General features: G+C 68.7%; 24 protein-coding genes and 2 pseudogenes. 25 read left to right on the plus strand and 1 reads right to left on the minus strand.

All coding sequences use genetic code 11. From position 1 onward, the window contains the following. From Q0444_RS02430 to rplQ, 25 genes and pseudogenes are all read left to right on the plus strand, one after another. A pseudogene (locus Q0444_RS02430) lies at window positions 1-128 on the plus strand (50S ribosomal protein L22); the annotation flags it as partial. After that, window positions 129-962: a 30S ribosomal protein S3 gene (gene rpsC, locus Q0444_RS02435; RefSeq protein WP_291082471.1), complete on the plus strand. Its 834-nt coding sequence runs from the start codon at window positions 129-131 to the stop codon at window positions 960-962. A gap of 2 nt (window positions 963-964) precedes the next feature. Further along, on the plus strand, window positions 965-1,381 hold the full coding sequence (gene rplP / locus Q0444_RS02440; RefSeq protein ID WP_291082498.1) for a 50S ribosomal protein L16: 417 nt from the start codon (window positions 965-967) through the stop codon (window positions 1,379-1,381). Continuing rightward, window positions 1,381-1,611 (plus strand): 50S ribosomal protein L29, encoded by a 231-nt coding sequence (gene rpmC, locus Q0444_RS02445; RefSeq protein WP_291082468.1) that lies wholly within the window; start codon window positions 1,381-1,383, stop codon window positions 1,609-1,611. Before rplP ends, rpmC begins: the two co-directional genes overlap by 1 nt. Continuing rightward, window positions 1,608-1,904, plus strand: coding sequence for a 30S ribosomal protein S17 (rpsQ, locus tag Q0444_RS02450; RefSeq protein WP_291082465.1), 297 nt, complete (start codon window positions 1,608-1,610; stop codon window positions 1,902-1,904). Before rpmC ends, rpsQ begins: the two co-directional genes overlap by 4 nt. Window positions 1,905-2,091: 187 nt before the next feature. Continuing rightward, window positions 2,092-3,516, plus strand: a pseudogene (locus tag Q0444_RS02455) (alpha/beta hydrolase). 177 nt (window positions 3,517-3,693) lie between these two features. Further along, complete coding sequence (rplN, locus tag Q0444_RS02460; RefSeq protein ID WP_095717592.1) at window positions 3,694-4,062, plus strand: 50S ribosomal protein L14; 369 nt, start codon at window positions 3,694-3,696, stop codon at window positions 4,060-4,062. Between the two features lies 1 nt (window position 4,063). Then, window positions 4,064-4,378, plus strand: a complete 315-nt coding sequence (rplX, locus tag Q0444_RS02465) for a 50S ribosomal protein L24 (protein WP_291082458.1) — start codon at window positions 4,064-4,066, stop codon at window positions 4,376-4,378. Between the two features lie 2 nt (window positions 4,379-4,380). Next, the gene (gene rplE, locus Q0444_RS02470; protein WP_291082455.1) at window positions 4,381-4,953 is read left to right on the plus strand and encodes a 50S ribosomal protein L5; all 573 of its coding nucleotides are present in this window, start codon (window positions 4,381-4,383) and stop codon (window positions 4,951-4,953) included. 270 nt (window positions 4,954-5,223) lie between these two features. Further along, entirely contained in the window at window positions 5,224-5,622 is a 399-nt protein-coding gene (gene rpsH / locus Q0444_RS02475) for a 30S ribosomal protein S8 (RefSeq protein ID WP_291082452.1), read from the plus strand. Window positions 5,623-5,633: 11 nt separating this feature from the next. Beyond that, window positions 5,634-6,170 (plus strand): 50S ribosomal protein L6, encoded by a 537-nt coding sequence (gene rplF / locus Q0444_RS02480; protein ID WP_291082449.1) that lies wholly within the window; start codon window positions 5,634-5,636, stop codon window positions 6,168-6,170. A gap of 2 nt (window positions 6,171-6,172) precedes the next feature. Continuing rightward, complete coding sequence (rplR, locus tag Q0444_RS02485) at window positions 6,173-6,568, plus strand: 50S ribosomal protein L18 (RefSeq protein ID WP_291082446.1); 396 nt, start codon at window positions 6,173-6,175, stop codon at window positions 6,566-6,568. A 43-nt stretch (window positions 6,569-6,611) separates the two neighbouring features. Then, complete coding sequence (rpsE, locus tag Q0444_RS02490) at window positions 6,612-7,268, plus strand: 30S ribosomal protein S5 (RefSeq protein ID WP_299021089.1); 657 nt, start codon at window positions 6,612-6,614, stop codon at window positions 7,266-7,268. Window positions 7,269-7,270: 2 nt separating this feature from the next. After that, window positions 7,271-7,453 (plus strand): 50S ribosomal protein L30, encoded by a 183-nt coding sequence (rpmD, locus tag Q0444_RS02495; protein WP_291083088.1) that lies wholly within the window; start codon window positions 7,271-7,273, stop codon window positions 7,451-7,453. Window positions 7,454-7,455: 2 nt separating this feature from the next. Continuing rightward, entirely contained in the window at window positions 7,456-7,905 is a 450-nt protein-coding gene (gene rplO / locus Q0444_RS02500; protein WP_291083090.1) for a 50S ribosomal protein L15, read from the plus strand. A 205-nt stretch (window positions 7,906-8,110) separates the two neighbouring features. Further along, window positions 8,111-9,433, plus strand: coding sequence for a preprotein translocase subunit SecY (secY, locus tag Q0444_RS02505; RefSeq protein ID WP_291083093.1), 1,323 nt, complete (start codon window positions 8,111-8,113; stop codon window positions 9,431-9,433). A gap of 48 nt (window positions 9,434-9,481) precedes the next feature. Further along, window positions 9,482-10,027, plus strand: coding sequence for an adenylate kinase (locus Q0444_RS02510; RefSeq protein ID WP_291083096.1), 546 nt, complete (start codon window positions 9,482-9,484; stop codon window positions 10,025-10,027). An 8-nt stretch (window positions 10,028-10,035) separates the two neighbouring features. Next, window positions 10,036-10,842, plus strand: a complete 807-nt coding sequence (map, locus tag Q0444_RS02515) for a type I methionyl aminopeptidase (RefSeq protein WP_291083100.1) — start codon at window positions 10,036-10,038, stop codon at window positions 10,840-10,842. Window positions 10,843-10,929: 87 nt separating this feature from the next. Next, a complete protein-coding gene (locus Q0444_RS02520; protein WP_299021096.1) occupies window positions 10,930-12,210 on the plus strand; it encodes a lipase family protein in 1,281 nt (426 codons plus the stop codon). A 116-nt stretch (window positions 12,211-12,326) separates the two neighbouring features. Next, entirely contained in the window at window positions 12,327-12,548 is a 222-nt protein-coding gene (infA, locus tag Q0444_RS02525; RefSeq protein ID WP_291083106.1) for a translation initiation factor IF-1, read from the plus strand. A 163-nt stretch (window positions 12,549-12,711) separates the two neighbouring features. Next, a complete protein-coding gene (gene rpsM, locus Q0444_RS02530; protein WP_291083121.1) occupies window positions 12,712-13,080 on the plus strand; it encodes a 30S ribosomal protein S13 in 369 nt (122 codons plus the stop codon). Then, window positions 13,080-13,487, plus strand: a complete 408-nt coding sequence (gene rpsK / locus Q0444_RS02535) for a 30S ribosomal protein S11 (RefSeq protein ID WP_291083109.1) — start codon at window positions 13,080-13,082, stop codon at window positions 13,485-13,487. The genes rpsM and rpsK overlap by 1 nt, the downstream gene beginning before the upstream one ends. A 22-nt stretch (window positions 13,488-13,509) precedes the next feature. Then, the gene (gene rpsD / locus Q0444_RS02540) at window positions 13,510-14,115 is read left to right on the plus strand and encodes a 30S ribosomal protein S4 (protein WP_291083112.1); all 606 of its coding nucleotides are present in this window, start codon (window positions 13,510-13,512) and stop codon (window positions 14,113-14,115) included. Window positions 14,116-14,221: 106 nt separating this feature from the next. Continuing rightward, window positions 14,222-15,256 carry a DNA-directed RNA polymerase subunit alpha gene (locus Q0444_RS02545; protein ID WP_299021101.1) on the plus strand — a complete coding sequence of 345 codons (1,035 nt, stop codon included), beginning with the start codon at window positions 14,222-14,224 and terminating at the stop codon, window positions 15,254-15,256. Window positions 15,257-15,290: 34 nt separating this feature from the next. After that, window positions 15,291-15,899, plus strand: coding sequence for a 50S ribosomal protein L17 (gene rplQ / locus Q0444_RS02550; RefSeq protein WP_291083118.1), 609 nt, complete (start codon window positions 15,291-15,293; stop codon window positions 15,897-15,899). 96 nt (window positions 15,900-15,995) lie between these two features. Here rplQ and Q0444_RS02555 read toward each other — a convergent pair whose 3' ends face one another. Further along, a complete protein-coding gene (locus tag Q0444_RS02555; protein ID WP_299021104.1) occupies window positions 15,996-16,874 on the minus strand; it encodes an SGNH/GDSL hydrolase family protein in 879 nt (292 codons plus the stop codon). Window positions 16,875-17,009 lie beyond the last annotated feature (135 nt).

Genomic DNA, 17,009 nt, shown 5'->3' on the forward strand with positions numbered 1-17,009 from the left:
CGCGTGCACAGGGTCGTGCGTTCCGCGTGCGCAAGCGCACCAGCCACATCACCGTCGAGGTGACCAGCGTGCCCGAGAAGGCCGGTTCCACCGGTCGGGGCCGTCGTAACCAGGGAGGTGCCCGCTAAATGGGACAGAAGATCCATCCGCACGGCTTCCGTCTCGGCATCACCTCGGACTGGACGTCCAAGTGGTTCGCCGACAAGCAGTACGCGGACTACGTCGCCGAGGACATCAAGATCCGTCAGCTCCTGTCGAAGGGCATGGAGCGGGCCGGCATCTCGGGCGTGGACATCTCGCGCACCCGTGATCGGGTCAACGTCGACATCCACACCGCCCGTCCGGGCATCGTGATCGGTCGGCGTGGCGCCGAGGCCGACCGTCTCCGGGGGGAGCTCGAGAAGCTCACCGCGAAGCAGGTCCACCTCAACATCCTCGAGATCAAGAACACCGAGGCCGACGCCCAGCTCGTGGCGCAGGGCATCGCGGAGCAGCTCTCCAACCGTGTGGCGTTCCGCCGCGCGATGCGGAAGGGCATCCAGTCCGCCATGCGCCAGCCGCAGGTCAAGGGCATCAAGGTCGTGTGCTCGGGTCGGCTCGGTGGAGCCGAGATGTCGCGTTCGGAGCGCTACCACGAGGGTCGCGTCCCGCTTCACACCCTGCGTGCCGAGATCGACTACGGCACCTACGAGGCCAAGACGACCTTCGGTCGTATCGGCGTCAAGGTGTGGATCTACAAGGGTGACGTGGTCGGCGGACGTCGTGAGTCCGACCAGTTCGCCCAGTCCGCCAATCGCGGTGGCGCCGATCGTGGACCGCGCCGTGAGCGCGGCGCCGCCCGGCCCCGTCGCTCGGGCGCCCAGGGCACCACGGCGACAAGCACCGAGACCGGCCGCGCCGGTTCCGGTCCTGCTGCCGAGGCTCCCGCCGAGGCCCCGCAGAATCAGACCAGGGAGGCGTGACAGTGCTTATCCCCAAGCGTGTCAAGCACCGCAAGCAGCACCATCCCGGCCGCAGTGGCGGGTCCAAGGGCGGCACCAAGGTGACGTTCGGTGAGTACGGCATCCAGGCTCTCGAGCCGGCGTACATCACCAACCGTCAGATCGAGTCCGCTCGTATCGCCATCAACCGCCACATCAAGCGTGGCGGCAAGGTGTGGATCAACATCTACCCGGATCGTCCCCTGACCAAGAAGCCTGCGGAAGTGCGCATGGGTTCCGGTAAGGGCTCCGTGGAGTGGTGGGTCGCCAACGTCAAGCCCGGGCGCATCCTCTTCGAGATGTCGTACCCCAGCGAGGAGATCGCTCGCGAGGCCCTGCGCCGCGCGCAGCACAAGCTCCCGTGCAAGACCCGCATCGTGACCCGGGAGGAGCAGTTCTGATGGCTAATGGAATCACCGCCCCCGAGCTGCGCGAGCTCGATGCCGACGCGCTCACCGCGCGTCTCCGTGAGGCCAAGGAAGAGCTGTTCAACCTGCGCTTCCAGATGGCCACCGGTCAGCTGACCAACAACCGTCGCCTGCGGGTCGTGCGTCACGACATCGCACGCATCTACACCGTCATCCGCGAGCGGGAGCTCGGGCTGTCGGCGGCGCCGGGTGATGCCAAGTGAGTGACAAGGAAGCAGCCGTGACTGAGGCCAGCGAGAACACCGAGCGCAACAGCCGCAAGGTGCGGATCGGGTACGTCGTGTCCGACAAGATGGAGAAGACCATCGTCGTCGAGCTCGAAGACCGCGTGAAGCACCCGCTGTACGGCAAGATCATGCGGCGTACCGAGCGCGTGAAGGCTCACGACGAGTCCAACACCGCCGGCGTCGGCGACCGCGTGCGGATCATGGAGACCCGCCCGCTGTCCGCCACCAAGCGGTACCGCCTCGTCGAGGTGCTGGAGCGGGCCAAGTAGGTCGCTCCCCACGAATACCGCCGACGGCCCGGCCCCCTTCCCACGGGGCCGGGCCGCCGGCATTTGTAACGGATATGAGCGGTATGACGAAACTCCGAGTATTGCACGGGCCACCGGCCCCTCGGCATGTCGGAATCCGCATCACCCGGACCCGGGGTCCAGCCGGGCATGAGGAGAGGAACGTCAGATGACAGCAGGACCGTGCGCTCGACCACGCCCGTCGGCGGGACGCCGCGTCCGGGGTCTGGCCCGGGGTATAGGGGCCGGGGCGTCGGCCGCGCTGCTCGTGGCCACCGCGTCGGCTCCCGCGACGGCGCAGAGCGAGGGGCCCGGATCGGTGATCCCGTCCGTCGCGCCCGGCAGCCTGCTCGGCGCACCCTCGTTGAGCCTGGCCGCGCTGACCCGGCTCGGCGCCCCGATCCCCATCGCCTCGGTCCTGGGCTCCGTGGCCGCAGCGGGCTCCGGGGATTTTCCCCGTCCCGGCAGCTCGGCCGGTCCGTCGACCCCCGTCGCCACCCGTGACCACGGCATCACGATGTCCCGCGTCATACGGGTGGAGCCGCTGTTCCCGGGCTCCGTCAACCCCGTCGACCGTCGGGCCGAGGTGTGGACGGTGACGTCCGCGGTGATGCAGCGGACGGTGCGAGTCGAGGTGTACCGGGCCCCGGACGGACTCGACGCTCCCAACGTGTACTTCCTTGACGGGGTGGGGAGCGAGGTGCCGTCCGGCTGGAGCACGGGGATGGGCTGGGGTGACCCCGTGCTCCGCGACCGCGCCGTGAACGTGATCGCACCCACCGGCGGCCCGGCGTCGATGTGGGCCGACTGGCAGTCCGACGACCCGGTCCTCGGACCCAACATGTGGGAGACCTTCCTCACCACCGAGCTGCCGCCGCTGCTCGCGGAGGGGCTCGCAGGCCGGTCCGCGCCGCTGGCGCACAACGGCAGCTGGGGGGTGATGGGTGTGTAGATGGGCGCGGCCTCCGCGCTTCACCTGGCCAACCGCAACCCCGAGATGTTCGACGCCACGGCCGGGGTGAGCGGGGCCTACTCCACCCTGGACGAGCTGGGCTACCAGTACATCCGCCTCACCGTCGGGGCCCGCAACGGGGAGGCCACCAACATGTGGGGGCCGCGCGGGTCGACGGCCTGGGCGGAGCACGACACCATCGCTGACCCCTCCGGTCTCGAGGGGAAGACCGTCTTCCTCAGCGCCGCCACCGGACTGGTCGGGTCGGCGGAGCTGGGCTACTTCGGCAGCAACGAACTGGTCCTGCTCGACGGACACGTCCTGGAGAAGGGTTCCTACGAGAGCACCCGGGCGCTCGAGAGGGCGCTCGGGTCCGTGCCCGCGGTGAACCTGCGCATCAACTACATGCCCTCGGGCATCCACAACTGGCCGGTGTTCGTCTCACAGATGGTGCCGGCGATGGACCACATCCTGTCGGGACTGGCGGCGGCGATGCCCAACGGCCGGGCGTCGGCCGGCGGAGCGGACGGGGAGTCGCTGGGCTCGGGCAGCGCCGGCTCGGGCAGCGCCGGCTCGAGCAGCGCAGCGGGGTCCACCGGTTCCGGGGGCTCGACGGGGTCCCTGCGCGGGGGATCCTCCTAGGCGGTCGGGTCGACCGTGGTCGTCCGGCAGGCCCCGGATTTGGGTCGGGGCCCGACCGCGCCCTACACTGGACCAGTTGCCCGAGCTGTCGCGTTGCAGTTGCGATGCCGGGCGGCATGACCGCGTGCGTCGGGTCGGTATCCGGCGCACATCAGAACCAGCCTGGTCAGGAGAACCATGATCCAGCAGGAGTCGCGACTCAAGATCGCCGACAACACGGGTGCCAAGGAGATTCTCTGCATCCGCGTTCTCGGTGGGTCCAAGCGTCGCTACGCAGGCGTGGGCGACATCATCGTCGCCACCGTCAAGGACGCCATCCCCGGTGGGAACGTCAAGAAGGGTGAGGTCGTCAAGGCCGTCATCGTTCGTACCGCCAAGGAGCGCCGCCGTCCGGACGGCTCGTACATCAAGTTCGACGAGAACGCCGCCGTCATCATCAAGAACGACAACGACCCGCGTGGCACCCGCATCTTCGGGCCCGTCGGTCGCGAACTGCGCGACAAGAAGTTCATGCGCATCGTCTCGCTGGCGCCGGAGGTGCTCTGACATGAAGATCCACAAGGGCGACACGGTGCTCGTCATCGCCGGCAAGGACAAGGGCGCGAAGGGCAAGGTCATCCAGGCCTTCCCCGCGCAGGACAAGGTCCTGGTCGAGGGCGTCAACCGCATCAAGAAGCACACCGCCAACTCGGCTGCCGAGCGCGGTGCCTCCTCCGGTGGCATCGTCACGCAGGAGGCCCCGATCCACGTGTCCAACGTGATGGTCGTGGATGCCGACGGCACCCCGACCCGCGTCGGCATCCGCACCGATGAGAACGGCAAGCGTGTCCGCGTGTCGCGCACGACCGGGAAGGACCTGTGACCATGACTGAGACCACTCTTCCCACCGGATACACCCCACGGCTCAAGACGCGGTACCGCTCCGAGATCAGGCCGGCGCTCAACGAGACGTTCGAGTACGCCAACGTCATGCAGATCCCGGGCGTCGTCAAGGTCGTCGTCAACATGGGCGTCGGCGACGCCGCCCGCGACGCCAAGCTGATCAACGGGGCGATCAACGACCTCACGCTGATCACCGGCCAGAAGCCGCAGATCCGACGTGCGCGCAAGTCCATCGCGCAGTTCAAGCTGCGCGAGGGCATGCCGATCGGCGCCCGCGTGACGCTTCGCGGCGACCGCATGTGGGAGTTCCTCGACCGTCTGACCACGGTCGCCCTGCCGCGGATCCGCGATTTCCGCGGGCTCTCGGGCAAGCAGTTCGACGGTCACGGCAACTACACGTTCGGCCTCAACGAGCAGACCATGTTCTACGAGATCGACGTCGACAAGGTCGATCGTCCCCGGGGTATGGACATCACCGTCGTCACCACGGCCACCAACGACGAGGAAGGCCGCGCTCTGCTCAAGCACCTCGGCTTCCCCTTCAAGGAGGACTGACCTCACGGTCATGGCCGGACCGGCCGTCCGCGCCGGGGCACCGCATCCGCGGGTCCCCGACGCCGGGCAGACGGCCCAGCCGTCGGGTCGCGACTGACGAGAAGAGCGTTGGTCGCGGCGGGTCACCCGGGAGCCCTCGCGGCTGCCGGACCCCACACAACAGAACATTCGCACTCTTCGTGATAGGCCCACGACGGACAGGGTCGGCCCACAGGCCGACCGGGACCGTGTTGCATGGGAACCGTTGCGAGAAAGGAACATGGTCCATCCATGTCGATGACCGATCCCATCGCGGACATGCTGACGCGTGTGCGTAACGCCAACTCGGCGTACCACGACACCGTCTCCATGCCGCATTCCAAGCTCAAGGGCAACATCGCCGCGATCCTCAAGCAAGAGGGTTACATCGTCGATTTCGCCGTCGAGGACGCCGAGGTGGGCAAGAAGCTCACCATCGACCTCAAGTACGGCCCGTCGCGTCAGCGCAGCATCCAGGGCATCAAGCGAGTCTCCAAGCCGGGTCTGCGCGTGTATGCCAAGTCCACCGGCCTGCCGAAGGTGCTGGGAGGACTGGGTGTCGCGATCATCTCGACGTCCCAGGGTCTGCTCACGGACCGTCAGGCGCACAACAAGAAGGTGGGCGGGGAAGTCCTCGCCTACGTCTGGTAAGGGGCGGAGATATGTCACGTATCGGCAAGGCTCCGATCAGCGTCCCGTCCGGTGTCGACGTCAAGGTCGACGGCCAGACCATCACCGTCAAGGGTCCCAAGGGTGAACTCACCCAGGATCTGCCCGCACCGATCACGGTGTCGGTCGAGGAGGGCACCATCACGGTGAACCGTCCCGACGACCACCGCGACAACCGGTCTCTGCACGGCCTCTCGCGCTCCCTGGTCAACAACATGGTCGTGGGAGTGACCGAGGGCTACAAGCAGGACATGGAGATCTTCGGCGTGGGTTACCGCGTCGTCCCCAAGGGCAAGGACCTCGAGTTCGCCCTCGGCTACTCGCACCCCGTGCCGATCGTCGCCCCGGACGGCATCACGTTCGTCGTCGACGGAGCCACGAAGTTCTCGATCTCCGGAATCGACAAGCAGCAGGTGGGCCAGATCGCCGCCAACATCAAGCGGCTCCGGAAGCACGACCCGTACAAGGGCAAGGGCATCCGTTACGCGGGCGAGCAGGTCCGTCGCAAGGTCGGAAAGACGGGTAAGTGACCATGAGCAGCACCAAGAAGCGTTCCCCGCTGGGAACCGACGTCTCGACAGCACGTCGTGTCGGACGCGCCCGGCGCCACTACCGCCTCCGCAAGAAGGTCGCCGGCACCGCCGAGCGGCCGCGGTTGGTCGTCAACCGGTCCTCGCGCCACATCCACGCCCAGATCATCGACGACCTGTCCGGCCACACGCTGGCCTCCGCGTCGACGATCGAGGCGGATGTGCGTTCCCTCGAGGGCGACAAGAAGGACCGGAGCGCGAAGGTCGGTCAGCTCTTGGCCGAGCGCGCGAAGGCCGCCGGCATCGACGCCGTCGTGTTCGACCGTGGGGGTAACAAGTACCACGGCCGTATCGCCTCGCTCGCCGACGCCGCCCGCGAGGGTGGGCTGGAGTTCTGATGATCAACACCACAGCACTGACCGCTAACGGAAGGACCGTCTGATGCCGGGACGTCAGCGTCGTGACGGCGGAAGCAACGGGCCCGCCGCAGACAACAAGACCACCACCGACAACGCCCAGGCTCGCGGTGGAGACCGCGGCCGAGGCCGGGGACGCGACGATCGTCGTGGCCGCGACGAGGAGAAGTCGCAGTTCATCGAGCGCGTCGTCACGATCAACCGCGTCTCCAAGGTCGTCAAGGGTGGTCGTCGCTTCAGCTTCACCGCCCTCGTGATCCTCGGAGACGGCAACGGCATGGTCGGCGTCGGCTACGGCAAGGCCAAGGAGGTGCCGGCGGCCATCCAGAAGGGGTCGGAGGAGGCCCGGAAGAACTTCTTCCGCGTCCCGCTCATCGGCTCCACCATCCCGCACCCGATCCAGGGTGAGGCCGCTGCGGGCGTCGTCATGCTGCGCCCGGCCTCGCCGGGCACCGGCGTGATCGCCGGCGGCGCGGCTCGTGCCGTGCTCGAGTGCGCGGGCGTGCACGACATCCTGTGCAAGTCGCTGGGTTCGGACAACGCGATCAACGTCGTCCACGCCACGGTGACCGCGCTCAAGGGTCTGCACCGCCCCGAGGAGGTCGCGGCCCGCCGTGGCCTGCCCATCGAGGACGTCGCGCCCGCGGGCATGCTCCGCGCGCGTGCCGGACAGGGGGCCTGACCATGGCGAAGCTGAAGATCACCCAGGTCCGTGGCACCGTCGGGACCAAGCAGAACCAGAAGGACTCCCTGCGCACGCTGGGACTCAAGGGCATCCGGAAGTCGGTCGTCCGTGAGGACAGCCCGCAGACCCGGGGTCTCATCAACGTCGTGAACCACCTCGTCGTGGTCGAAGAGACGGAGTGAGCATGACCATCAAGTTGCACCACCTGCGCCCGGCGCCCGGTGCCCACACCGACAAGATCCGCGTGGGTCGTGGTGAGGGTGGTAAGAGGGGCAAGACCGCCGGCCGCGGCACCAAGGGTACAAAGGCACGCAAGAACGTCCCCGCGGCGTTCGAGGGTGGCCAGATGCCGATCCACATGCGGCTTCCGAAGCTCAAGGGCTTCAAGAACCGCAACAAGGTCGTCTTCCAGGTCGTCAATGTGGCCGACATCGAGCGGCTGTTCCCGCAGGGCGGCGAGGTCGGCAAGGCCGAGCTCGTCGCCGTGGGTGCGGTTCGCAAGAATCAGCCGGTCAAGGTGCTGGGCGACGGGGAGATCTCCGTGGCCGTCAGCGTGACCGTCGACAAGGTCTCCGGATCGGCCAAGAGCAAGATCGAGGCCGCCGGCGGAAGCGTGTCGGAGGCCGGGGCCTGATCCCCGAGCGACCCCGGTCGGGGTCCGCGTAACGGGTGCAGGGGTCGGGTCCGGGAGTCTCGGACCCGGCCCCTGCGCTCGTCTTGATAGAGTTTTTCCTGTTGTGCGTTCGGGGTCCGGCACGGCTGTCGTCGGTCCGACCCTCCCGGCGCATCTGCATTCGACGACGGTGGCGGCCACGGGCCGTCCATGACCAGGAGGACATGTGCTCTCCGCACTCGCGTCCGCGATCAAGGACCGGGACCTGAGGAAGAAGATCTTCTTCACCCTCGGGATCATCATCCTCTACCGCATCGGCGCGCAGATCCCGTCGCCCGGTGTCGACTACCCCAAGCTCCGGGGTCTTCTCGACACGGCGATGACCGGCGACAACGCGCAGTTGTACTCCCTGGTCAACCTGTTCTCGGGCGGCGCGCTCCTGCAGTTGTCGGTGTTCGCGATCGGCATCATGCCGTACATCACGGCGAGCATCATCGTTCAGCTCCTCACCGTGGTGATCCCCTACTTCGAGCAGTTGAAGAAGGAGGGGCAGTCAGGGCAGGCCAAGATGACGCAGTACACGCGGTATCTCACCATCGCGTTGGCCGTGCTGCAGTCCGCGGGCATCGTCGCCCTGGCCGACCGCGGGCAGTTGCTCGGAAACGGGCAGTCCGTCCTGATGGACGGCGACATCCTGACCCTCATCACCATCGTGACCGTCATGACCGCGGGCGCCGCGCTGGTCATGTGGTTCGGTGAGCTGATCACCGATCGCGGCGTCGGCAACGGCATGTCGCTGCTGATCTTTGCGGGTATCGCCTCGCGGCTCCCCGCCGAGGGCGTGAACATCTACCAGAACTCCTCGATGCTGAAGTTCGCCGCGGTCATGCTCGCGGTGGTCCTCATCGTGGTGGCCGTGGTCTTTGTCGAACAGGGACAGCGGCGGATCCCTGTGCAGTACGCCAAGCGCATGGTCGGGCGTCGCCAGTACGGCGGCACGTCCACCTACCTGCCTCTCAAGGTCAACCAGGCCGGGGTCATCCCGGTGATCTTCGCCTCGTCGCTGATGTACGTGCCGATCCTCATCACCCAGCTGATCCAGGGCCCCGAGGCCGCGAGCGACGGCTTCTGGCAGCGGTACGTCATGCAGTACCTGCAGAACCCGTCGAGCTGGGGTTACATCCTCCTGTACTTCGCGTTGATCATCTTCTTCGCCTACTTCTACGTGGCCATCCAGTTCGATCCGATGGAGCAGGCCGAGAACATGAAGAAGTACGGCGGCTTCATCCCGGGCATCCGCCCGGGGCGCCCGACCGCGGAGTACCTCGGTTACGTCCTCAACCGGATCCTGTTGTTCGGCTCCCTGTACCTCGGGCTCATCGCGGTACTCCCGAACGTCTTCCTCGACATGGGCAGCGGGGGTGGCGATATGCAGAACATGCCGTTCGGCGGCACCGCCGTGCTCATCATGGTGTCCGTGGGCCTCGACACCGTGAAGCAGATCGAGGCACAGCTGATGCAGCGCAACTACGAGGGCTTCCTCAAGTAGGCGCTGCAATCCAGAGCACCTCCAACAGTAGAAAGGCTGGTCCCCACCATGCGTCTCGTCCTCCTCGGCCCCCCCGGAGCCGGCAAGGGAACCCAGGCGGCCCTGTTGTCGGAGAAGCTGGGCGTTCCCCACATCTCCACCGGTGATCTCTTCCGGGCGAACATCTCCCAGGGCACCGATCTGGGCAAGGAAGCCAAGGGCTACATCGACGCCGGCAACCTGGTGCCCGCGGAGGTGACCAACCGGATGGTCGAGGCGCGCATCGCCGAGCCCGACGCCACGGAGGGATTCCTGCTCGACGGGTATCCCCGCAGCGTCGCGCAGGCGGACGCGCTGAAGGGCATGCTCGCGGACTCCGGGTCCTCGCTCGACGGGGTCCTCGAGTTCAGGATCGACGAGGACACCGTGGTCAAGCGGATGCTGGCCCGGGGCAGGGAAGACGACACGGAGGACGTGATCCGTAACCGGATGTCGGTGTACCGCTCCGAGACCGCCCCGCTGCTCGAGTACTACGGCGGCACGGTCACGACGATCGACGCGGTGGGCGAGGTCGACGAGATCAACGCACGGGCGCTCGCCGCGCTCGGTCGCTGACGCCCGTCGTGTTGGGCAGGTCACGGAAGGCGGCGGTCACCGCCCGCACCGCCGGCGAGCTCGATGCCATGGAGGCGGCGGGACGGATCGTCGGCCGGGCTCTGGTCGCCGTCCGCGACGCCGCGGTGCCGGGAGCGACCACGGCGGACCTGGACGAGCTCGTCGAGCAGCTGATCCGCGAGGCGGGCGCGGTGCCCTCGTTCAAGGGCTACGAGGGCTTCCCGGGATCCATCTGCTCCTCCGTCAACGAGGTCGTGGTGCACGGCATCCCCGGGCGCTCCACCGTGCTGGGGGAGGGGGACCTGGTGTCGGTGGACTGCGGGGCGATTCTCGACGGGTGGCACGGCGACTCGGCCTGGACGTTCGGGGTGGGCGCGCTGCCGACGGAGGTCGAGAAGCTCAACGAGGCGACCCGCGAGGTGCTCGCGGAGGGGATCCTCGCGATGCGGCCCGGGAACCGCCTGACCGACGTCTCCCATGCTCTCGAGACCGCCACCAGGTCGGCCGAGGAGCGTCACGGCGTGCGGCTGGGGATCGTCGACGGCTTCGGGGGCCACGGGATCGGCCGCGAGATGCACGAGTGGCCCTTCCTGGCGAACGAGGGGAAGCCGGGAAAGGGGCCGAGGCTCCAGGAGGGATCGGTGCTCGCGGTGGAACCCATGTTGGTGTTGGGCGGGGAGACCGGGACCCGGACGCTCTCCGACGAGTGGACGGTCGTCACGATCGACGGATCGCCCGCCTCGCACTGGGAGCACACGGTGGCCGTCACGGCGGACGGGCCGCGCATCCTCACCCCGCGTCCCGGGGTCGCCTGACCCTCATCCCCGCCGGAAGCGGGACCTGAGGGAGCGCTCCCCGGGTTAGGGTCGTCGCCAGGTCGAAACTGCGGGGAGGTCCGGGAGATGCGCATGTCCCGAAACACGGTCGGCGAGCGGGTCGTCTCCGCGCGGCGGTGGGCCGCCCTGTGTGCGGCGCTCCTCGTGGTGATCGCCTCGCTCTCGAGCACCGTGCCCCAGGCCGGAGCGCAGTCGCTGGTGGGCGACGCCGGGGGTTCGATCATGGAGGATCCGCAGCCCGGGCCGTTCTATCACGCGGACCCGGAGGTGCTGGCCGGCGCGGCGAACGGCCGGGTGATCAACTCCAGGGTCGTGGGGATGCCGGCGTTCGCGGGATATCGCGTCACCGAGATCGCGTACCGGTCCACCGACACCGGCGACCGGCCGATCCTCGCCACGGCGACCGTGGTCCGGCCGCCCGGCGCCCGCCCCGACGGGCCTGTGCTCAGCTACCAGCACTACCTGAACGCGCTCGGCCAGAGCTGCGCGCCCACGGAGACGCTCGTCAACCCGACGCTCGAGACCGTGCAGGACAACGCGATGGCCTTCCTCCGCCCGCAGCTCGACCGGGGCTGGACGGTGATCATCCCGGACCACCTCGGACCGAAGGTCGCCTACCCCGGGGGCCGGCTCTCCGCCCGGATCGTGTTGGACGGCATGAGGGCGGTGCGCGACGACCCGCGGTTCGAGTCCCGGGGCAGCAGGTTCGCGGCGCTCGGGTACTCCGGCGGCGGGATCGCCAGCGCGTGGGTGGCGACGATGCACGACGACTACGCGCCGGACGTCGACCTGGTGGGCGTCGCGCAGGGCGGCGTCCCGACGGACATGACGACCATGGCCCGGATGATCGGCAACACCCCGCACCCGGCGTTCGGCCTGGCGTTCGCCGCCGCGGTCGGCATGGCCCGGGAGTATCCGGAGGACATCCGGCTCGAGGAGAAGCTCACGCCCGAGGGGTGGTCGCTGTTCCACCAGATGCGCGGCAGGTGCACGGCGACCCTGCTCGTCGCCGGCGCGCTGAGGTCGGTGCCGATGGTCCTCCGGGGCGGAGACCTCATGGCGGAGGAGGGTCTGATGCGGGCCTTTGCGGACAACAGCGTGCGACTGTCGCCGGACGTGCCCCGCGTACCGGTGTTCATGTGGCATTCCGTCACGGACCCGCTCGTGCCGTTCTGGGACGCGGAGGACACCGCCGAGCGGTACTGCCGGGAGGGCGCGCCGATCACGTGGGAGCCGGGACTGGCCCCCGAACACCTGCTGGGGGCGGTCGAGAAGTTGCCGGCCGCCATGAACTGGCTCCAGCAGCGATTCGACGGACTGCCCGCGGGCCGCGCCTGCTACGTGTGATCCGCGGCGATTGGCGCTCGGTCCGCACCTGACGTAGGCTTATACGTCGGTGTGCCCACCAGCGCACCACAATCCGGTAGACGTCACCCGGGGAATCGTGGAGGACCGTAAGCAGCATGGCAAAGAAAGACGGAGCCATCGAGGTCGAGGGCCGCATTGTCGAGCCCCTGCCCAACGCAATGTTCCGCGTCGAACTCGACAACGGGCACAAGGTCCTGGCTCACATCAGCGGGAAGATGCGGCAGCACTACATCCGCATCCTGCCCGAGGACCGCGTGGTCGTGGAGCTCTCGCCCTACGACCTCACCCGTGGTCGGATCGTCTACCGGTACAAGTAACGACGTTCAACTCCCCGGACCAAGCGCTCCCGCCGCAAGGCGGAGCGGGTTCGTACCCCTGGACGCGGAGGCCAGGGCCCCACGGCTGCTCATCGTGAGATGACCATCCGGATCGGGGACGGTCGGGGAGCAGACCTACCGCATGACGAAAGAGAAACGCCACATGGCACGTCTTGCCGGCGTTGACCTCCCACGCGACAAGCGTATGGAGATCGCGCTCACCTACATTTTCGGCATCGGTCGTACACGGGCCGTCGAGATCCTCGAGCGGACCGGCATCAGCCGGGATCTGCGGACCAAGGATCTCACCGACGAGCAGCTGACCGTCCTTCGTGACGACATCGAGGGCAACTACAAGGTGGAGGGTGACCTCCGCCGCGAGATCCAGGGCGATATCCGCCGGAAGATCGAGATCGGCAGCTACCAGGGCATCCGCCACCGCCGGGGTCTCCCCGTCCGCGGTCAGCGGACCAAGACCAATGCCCGCTCCCGCAAGGGCCCGAAGAAGACCGTCGCCGGAAAGAAGAAGTAATGCCCCCCAAGTCACGCGCTGCGGGCCCCAAGAAGACGGGTCGTCGCAGGGAGAAGAAGAACGTCGCTCACGGCCACGCGCATATCAAGAGCACGTTCAACAACACCATCGTCTCGATCACCGATCCCTCCGGTGCCGTCCTCGCCTGGGCGTCCTCCGGTCACGTCGGCTTCAAGGGCTCGCGCAAGTCGACGCCCTTCGCCGCCCAGCTCGCCGCCGAGAACGCGGCCCGCAAGGCGCAGGAGCACGGCGTCAAGAAGGTCGACGTGTTTGTCAAGGGACCCGGCTCGGGCCGTGAGACCGCGATCCGCTCGCTCCAGGCCGCCGGCCTCGAGGTGGGCACGATCTCCGATGTCACCCCCCAGCCCCACAACGGCTGTCGTCCGCCCAAGCGGCGTCGAGTCTGAGCCGGAAGGAACGTAGAGAATCATGGCACGTTACACCGGCCCCGCCACCCGCAAGTCCCGCCGCCTGGGCGTGGACCTCGTGGGTGGGGACACCGCATTCGAGCGTCGGCCCTTCCCGCCCGGTCACCACGGCCGCGCGCGGATCAAGGAGTCCGAGTACCGCACGCAGCTGCAGGAGAAGCAGAAGGCCCGCTTCACCTACGGCGTCATGGAGAAGCAGTTCCGTCGCTACTACCAGGAGGCCCACCGCCGCACCGGTAAGACCGGCGAGAACCTGCTGCAGATCCTGGAGTCGCGGCTCGACAACGTCGTCTACCGCGCGGGACTCGCGCAGACGCGTCGTCAGGCCCGTCAGCTCGTGAGCCACGGCCACTTCCGGGTCAACGACCAGAAGGTGACCATCCCGAGCTACCGCGTCTCGCAGTACGACATCGTGGACGTCCGTCCCAAGTCCACCAAGATGGACTGGTTCGAGATCGCCGCCATGTCCGTCGGCGAGCGTCCCGTCCCGGCGTGGCTGCAGGTCGTCCCCACGACCCTCCGCATCCTCGTCCACCAGCTTCCCGAGCGCGCCCAGATCGATGTGCCGCTCCAGGAGCAGTTGATCGTCGAGTTCTACTCGAAGTGATCCGTCCTCCCTCGTCGCCGGGTGGGCCGCACATCGCGGCCCACCCGGCGACGGTGGGTTCCCACGACGTCAAATAGCGGACGTCGAGAATCGAAAGAGGTAGCACATGCTCATCTCCCAGCGGCCCACCATCACCGAGGAGGTCGTGTCCGAGAACCGCTCGCGGTTCGTGCTCGAGCCCCTCGAGCCGGGCTTCGGCTACACCATCGGCAACTCGCTGCGGCGCACGCTGCTGTCGTCCATCCCGGGCGCGGCCGTGACCAGCATCCGGATCGAGGGTGTCCTGCACGAGTTCACCACCGTGCCGGGTATCAAGGAGGATGTCACCGACATCATCCTCAACCTCAAGGGCCTGGTCGTCTCGTCCGTCGAGGACGAGCCGGTCACCATGTACCTCAAGAAGCAGGGCCCGGGCGTCGTCACCGCTGGTGACATCGTCCCGCCCGCGGGCGTCGAGGTGCACAACCCGGACCTGCACATCGCCACTCTCAACGAGAAGGGCCGTCTGGAGATCGAGCTGGTCGTCGAGCGCGGCCGGGGCTACGTCCCCGCCGGGCTCAACAAGGACGCCGGGCATGAGATCGGCCGCATCCCGGTCGATTCGATCTACTCGCCCGTCCTCAAGGTGACCTACAAGGTCGAGGCGACCCGCGTGCACCAGCGCACCGACTTCGACCGCCTGGTCCTGGACGTCGAGACCAAGAACTCGATGACCGCCCGTGACGCGCTCGCGTCCGCGGGTAAGACCCTGGTCGAGCTCTTCGGTCTGGCACGGGAGCTGAACGACGAGGCGGAGGGCATTGAGATCGGGCCCAGCCCGGCCGAGGCCGATCACATCGCCGCCTACGGTATGCCGATCGACGACCTGGACCTGTCGGTCCGGTCCTACAACTGCCTCAAGCGCGAGGGCGTCCACACCGTGGGCGAGCTCGTGGCGCGCAGCGAGTCGGACCTGCTCGACATCCGCAACTTCGGTCAGAAGTCGATCGACGAGGTGAAGGTCAAGCTCGTCGAGCTCGGCCTGTCGCTCAAGGACGCGCCCCCCGGATTCGATCCCGCCTCGGTCGCCGGCTACGACGCCGAGACCGGCACGTGGACCGACGAGGGCGGCGAGGATTACGCCGAGACCGAGCAGCTCTGACGAGCGCTCAGCACACCATTCCTAGGAGAATCTGATGCCCAAGCCCAAGAAGGGCGCCCGCCTCGGCGGATCCGCCGCCCACCAGCGGCTCATCCTCTCGAACCTGGCGACCCAGCTGTTCGAGCACGATGCGATCCGCACGACGGAGACCAAGGCGAAGCTGCTGCGCCCGTACGCGGAGCGGCTCATCACCAAGGCGCGTCGCGGCACGCTGGCCGACCGTCGTGAAGCCGCCAAGCAGATCCGCGACAAGGACGTCCTGCACAAGCTGTTCGCGGAGATCGGCCCCCGGGTCGCCGACCGCGACGGTGGTTACACCCGGATCGTCAAGCTCGAGAACCGCAAGGGCGACAACGCGCCCATGGCGATGATCGCGCTCGTCACCGAGCAGCTCGCCTCCGCCGAGGCCTCGCGCGCCACCCGCGCCGCGGCCTCCAAGAAGGCGGCCGCCGAGTCGACCGACGACGTGACGGCCGAGGCCGAGGCCAACAGCCCGATCGCCGATCAGGTCGAGGCCGCGGACGACGCCGAGGTCGAGGCGGCCGCCGAGACCGCCGAGGCGGTCTCCGAGGACGCCACGCACGCCGACGCCACGCAGGCCGAGGACACGCAGGCCGAGGACACGGACGCCGACAAGGCCTGATCCCCTCCGGATCCCCGTGCAGGGCCCCGCCACCGCATCACGCGGCGGCGGGGCCCTCGTCGTCGGCGGACACGGCCGCTGGAACCCGGGGGGCGGTCAGAGCACCCCGGCCACGGCGTCGGCCATCGCGCGCTGCCCGGCGGCCGTGGGATGCATGGGGTGCGAGCCGGTCTCGACCCCGGTGAAGTCGGTGTAGCGCTCGGCGGGCGGCGCGCAGGCGTGGCGCTCGCCGGCGTCGGCGGGTGACACGACGTCCGCCCCGGCGCGTCGGGCGGCGTCCGCGACGATCAGCGTGATCCGCTCGGCGACCTGCCGCGTCCAGGTGACGTCCCCGGGGTTCATCGAGGCCACGAAGTCGCAGCCGCCGCGGTCGGGGACGAGCGGCATGTACCCCGTGGCGATGATCCGCGCGCCGGGCGAGCGGTCGCGGATGCCGTCGTACACGGCGTCGAGTCGGGCGGGCAGCGCGTCGAGCGCGTCGGTGACGGACCGCTCGAGTCGGTCGCGGCAGGGGGCGCCGTCGGGGCCGACGGAGCCGGCGCGGGTGGTCATGACGCAGCCGGCGATGTCGCCGAAGCCGATGTCGTTGCCGCCGATCGAGAGCGTGACCAGGTCGGTGCCGGGTGTGAGGGCGTCGAACTGCGGCGGGGTCTCGGCGAGCTGACGCCCCGTCATGTCACGGGTCCGGGCGCCGCCGCAGGTGACGTCCACGAACTCCGTGCCGTCGAGCCCCTCGGCGAGGAGCGCGGGGTAGTCGGCCGTGGAGCGCAGGCACCCGGGCGGCCCGGTGGTGGGGGCGGCCACGGGGCCGAGCGCGGCGAACGAGTCGCCCAGCGCCACGTAGCGGGCGTAGGTCGGGCCGGCCTCGGCGGACCCGGTCGCGGCGGACCCGGTCGCCGCGGGGCCGGGGGCGCGGGGCGGGGCCTCGTCGTCGTCGCCGGTGGCGCAGGCACCCAGGGCCAGGGCGACGGTCACGCCGGCGGTGAGGAGCGCGGCGGTGCGGCGGGGGGGGGGGGGGGGGGGCGGCGGCGGGGCGGGCCCATCCGGGCGGGCGCCGCGGCCCCCGCGTGGGGCGGGGGCGCGGGCGGGGGCTAGCGGCTGGAGGCCCGG

This window comes from uncultured Dietzia sp., assembly GCF_937873725.1.
Taxonomy (GTDB): domain Bacteria; phylum Actinomycetota; class Actinomycetes; order Mycobacteriales; family Mycobacteriaceae; genus Dietzia.

What these genes read in the sequence shown, in the direction of transcription:
- rpsC (WP_291082471.1), top strand. Translation starts at nt 129, where the DNA reads ATGGGACAGAAGATCCATCCGCACGGCTTCCGTCTCGGCATCACCTCG.
- rpmC (WP_291082468.1), top strand. Translation starts at nt 1,381, where the DNA reads ATGGCTAATGGAATCACCGCCCCCGAGCTGCGCGAGCTCGATGCCGAC.
- rplN (WP_095717592.1), top strand. Translation starts at nt 3,694, where the DNA reads ATGATCCAGCAGGAGTCGCGACTCAAGATCGCCGACAACACGGGTGCC.
- rplX (WP_291082458.1), top strand. Translation starts at nt 4,064, where the DNA reads ATGAAGATCCACAAGGGCGACACGGTGCTCGTCATCGCCGGCAAGGAC.
- rplE (WP_291082455.1), top strand. Translation starts at nt 4,381, where the DNA reads ATGACTGAGACCACTCTTCCCACCGGATACACCCCACGGCTCAAGACG.
- rpsH (WP_291082452.1), top strand. Translation starts at nt 5,224, where the DNA reads ATGTCGATGACCGATCCCATCGCGGACATGCTGACGCGTGTGCGTAAC.
- rplF (WP_291082449.1), top strand. Translation starts at nt 5,634, where the DNA reads ATGTCACGTATCGGCAAGGCTCCGATCAGCGTCCCGTCCGGTGTCGAC.
- rplR (WP_291082446.1), top strand. Translation starts at nt 6,173, where the DNA reads ATGAGCAGCACCAAGAAGCGTTCCCCGCTGGGAACCGACGTCTCGACA.
- rpsE (WP_299021089.1), top strand. Translation starts at nt 6,612, where the DNA reads ATGCCGGGACGTCAGCGTCGTGACGGCGGAAGCAACGGGCCCGCCGCA.
- rpmD (WP_291083088.1), top strand. Translation starts at nt 7,271, where the DNA reads ATGGCGAAGCTGAAGATCACCCAGGTCCGTGGCACCGTCGGGACCAAG.
- rplO (WP_291083090.1), top strand. Translation starts at nt 7,456, where the DNA reads ATGACCATCAAGTTGCACCACCTGCGCCCGGCGCCCGGTGCCCACACC.
- Q0444_RS02510 (WP_291083096.1), top strand. Translation starts at nt 9,482, where the DNA reads ATGCGTCTCGTCCTCCTCGGCCCCCCCGGAGCCGGCAAGGGAACCCAG.
- Q0444_RS02520 (WP_299021096.1), top strand. Translation starts at nt 10,930, where the DNA reads ATGCGCATGTCCCGAAACACGGTCGGCGAGCGGGTCGTCTCCGCGCGG.
- infA (WP_291083106.1), top strand. Translation starts at nt 12,327, where the DNA reads ATGGCAAAGAAAGACGGAGCCATCGAGGTCGAGGGCCGCATTGTCGAG.
- rpsM (WP_291083121.1), top strand. Translation starts at nt 12,712, where the DNA reads ATGGCACGTCTTGCCGGCGTTGACCTCCCACGCGACAAGCGTATGGAG.
- rpsK (WP_291083109.1), top strand. Translation starts at nt 13,080, where the DNA reads ATGCCCCCCAAGTCACGCGCTGCGGGCCCCAAGAAGACGGGTCGTCGC.
- rpsD (WP_291083112.1), top strand. Translation starts at nt 13,510, where the DNA reads ATGGCACGTTACACCGGCCCCGCCACCCGCAAGTCCCGCCGCCTGGGC.
- Q0444_RS02545 (WP_299021101.1), top strand. Translation starts at nt 14,222, where the DNA reads ATGCTCATCTCCCAGCGGCCCACCATCACCGAGGAGGTCGTGTCCGAG.
- rplQ (WP_291083118.1), top strand. Translation starts at nt 15,291, where the DNA reads ATGCCCAAGCCCAAGAAGGGCGCCCGCCTCGGCGGATCCGCCGCCCAC.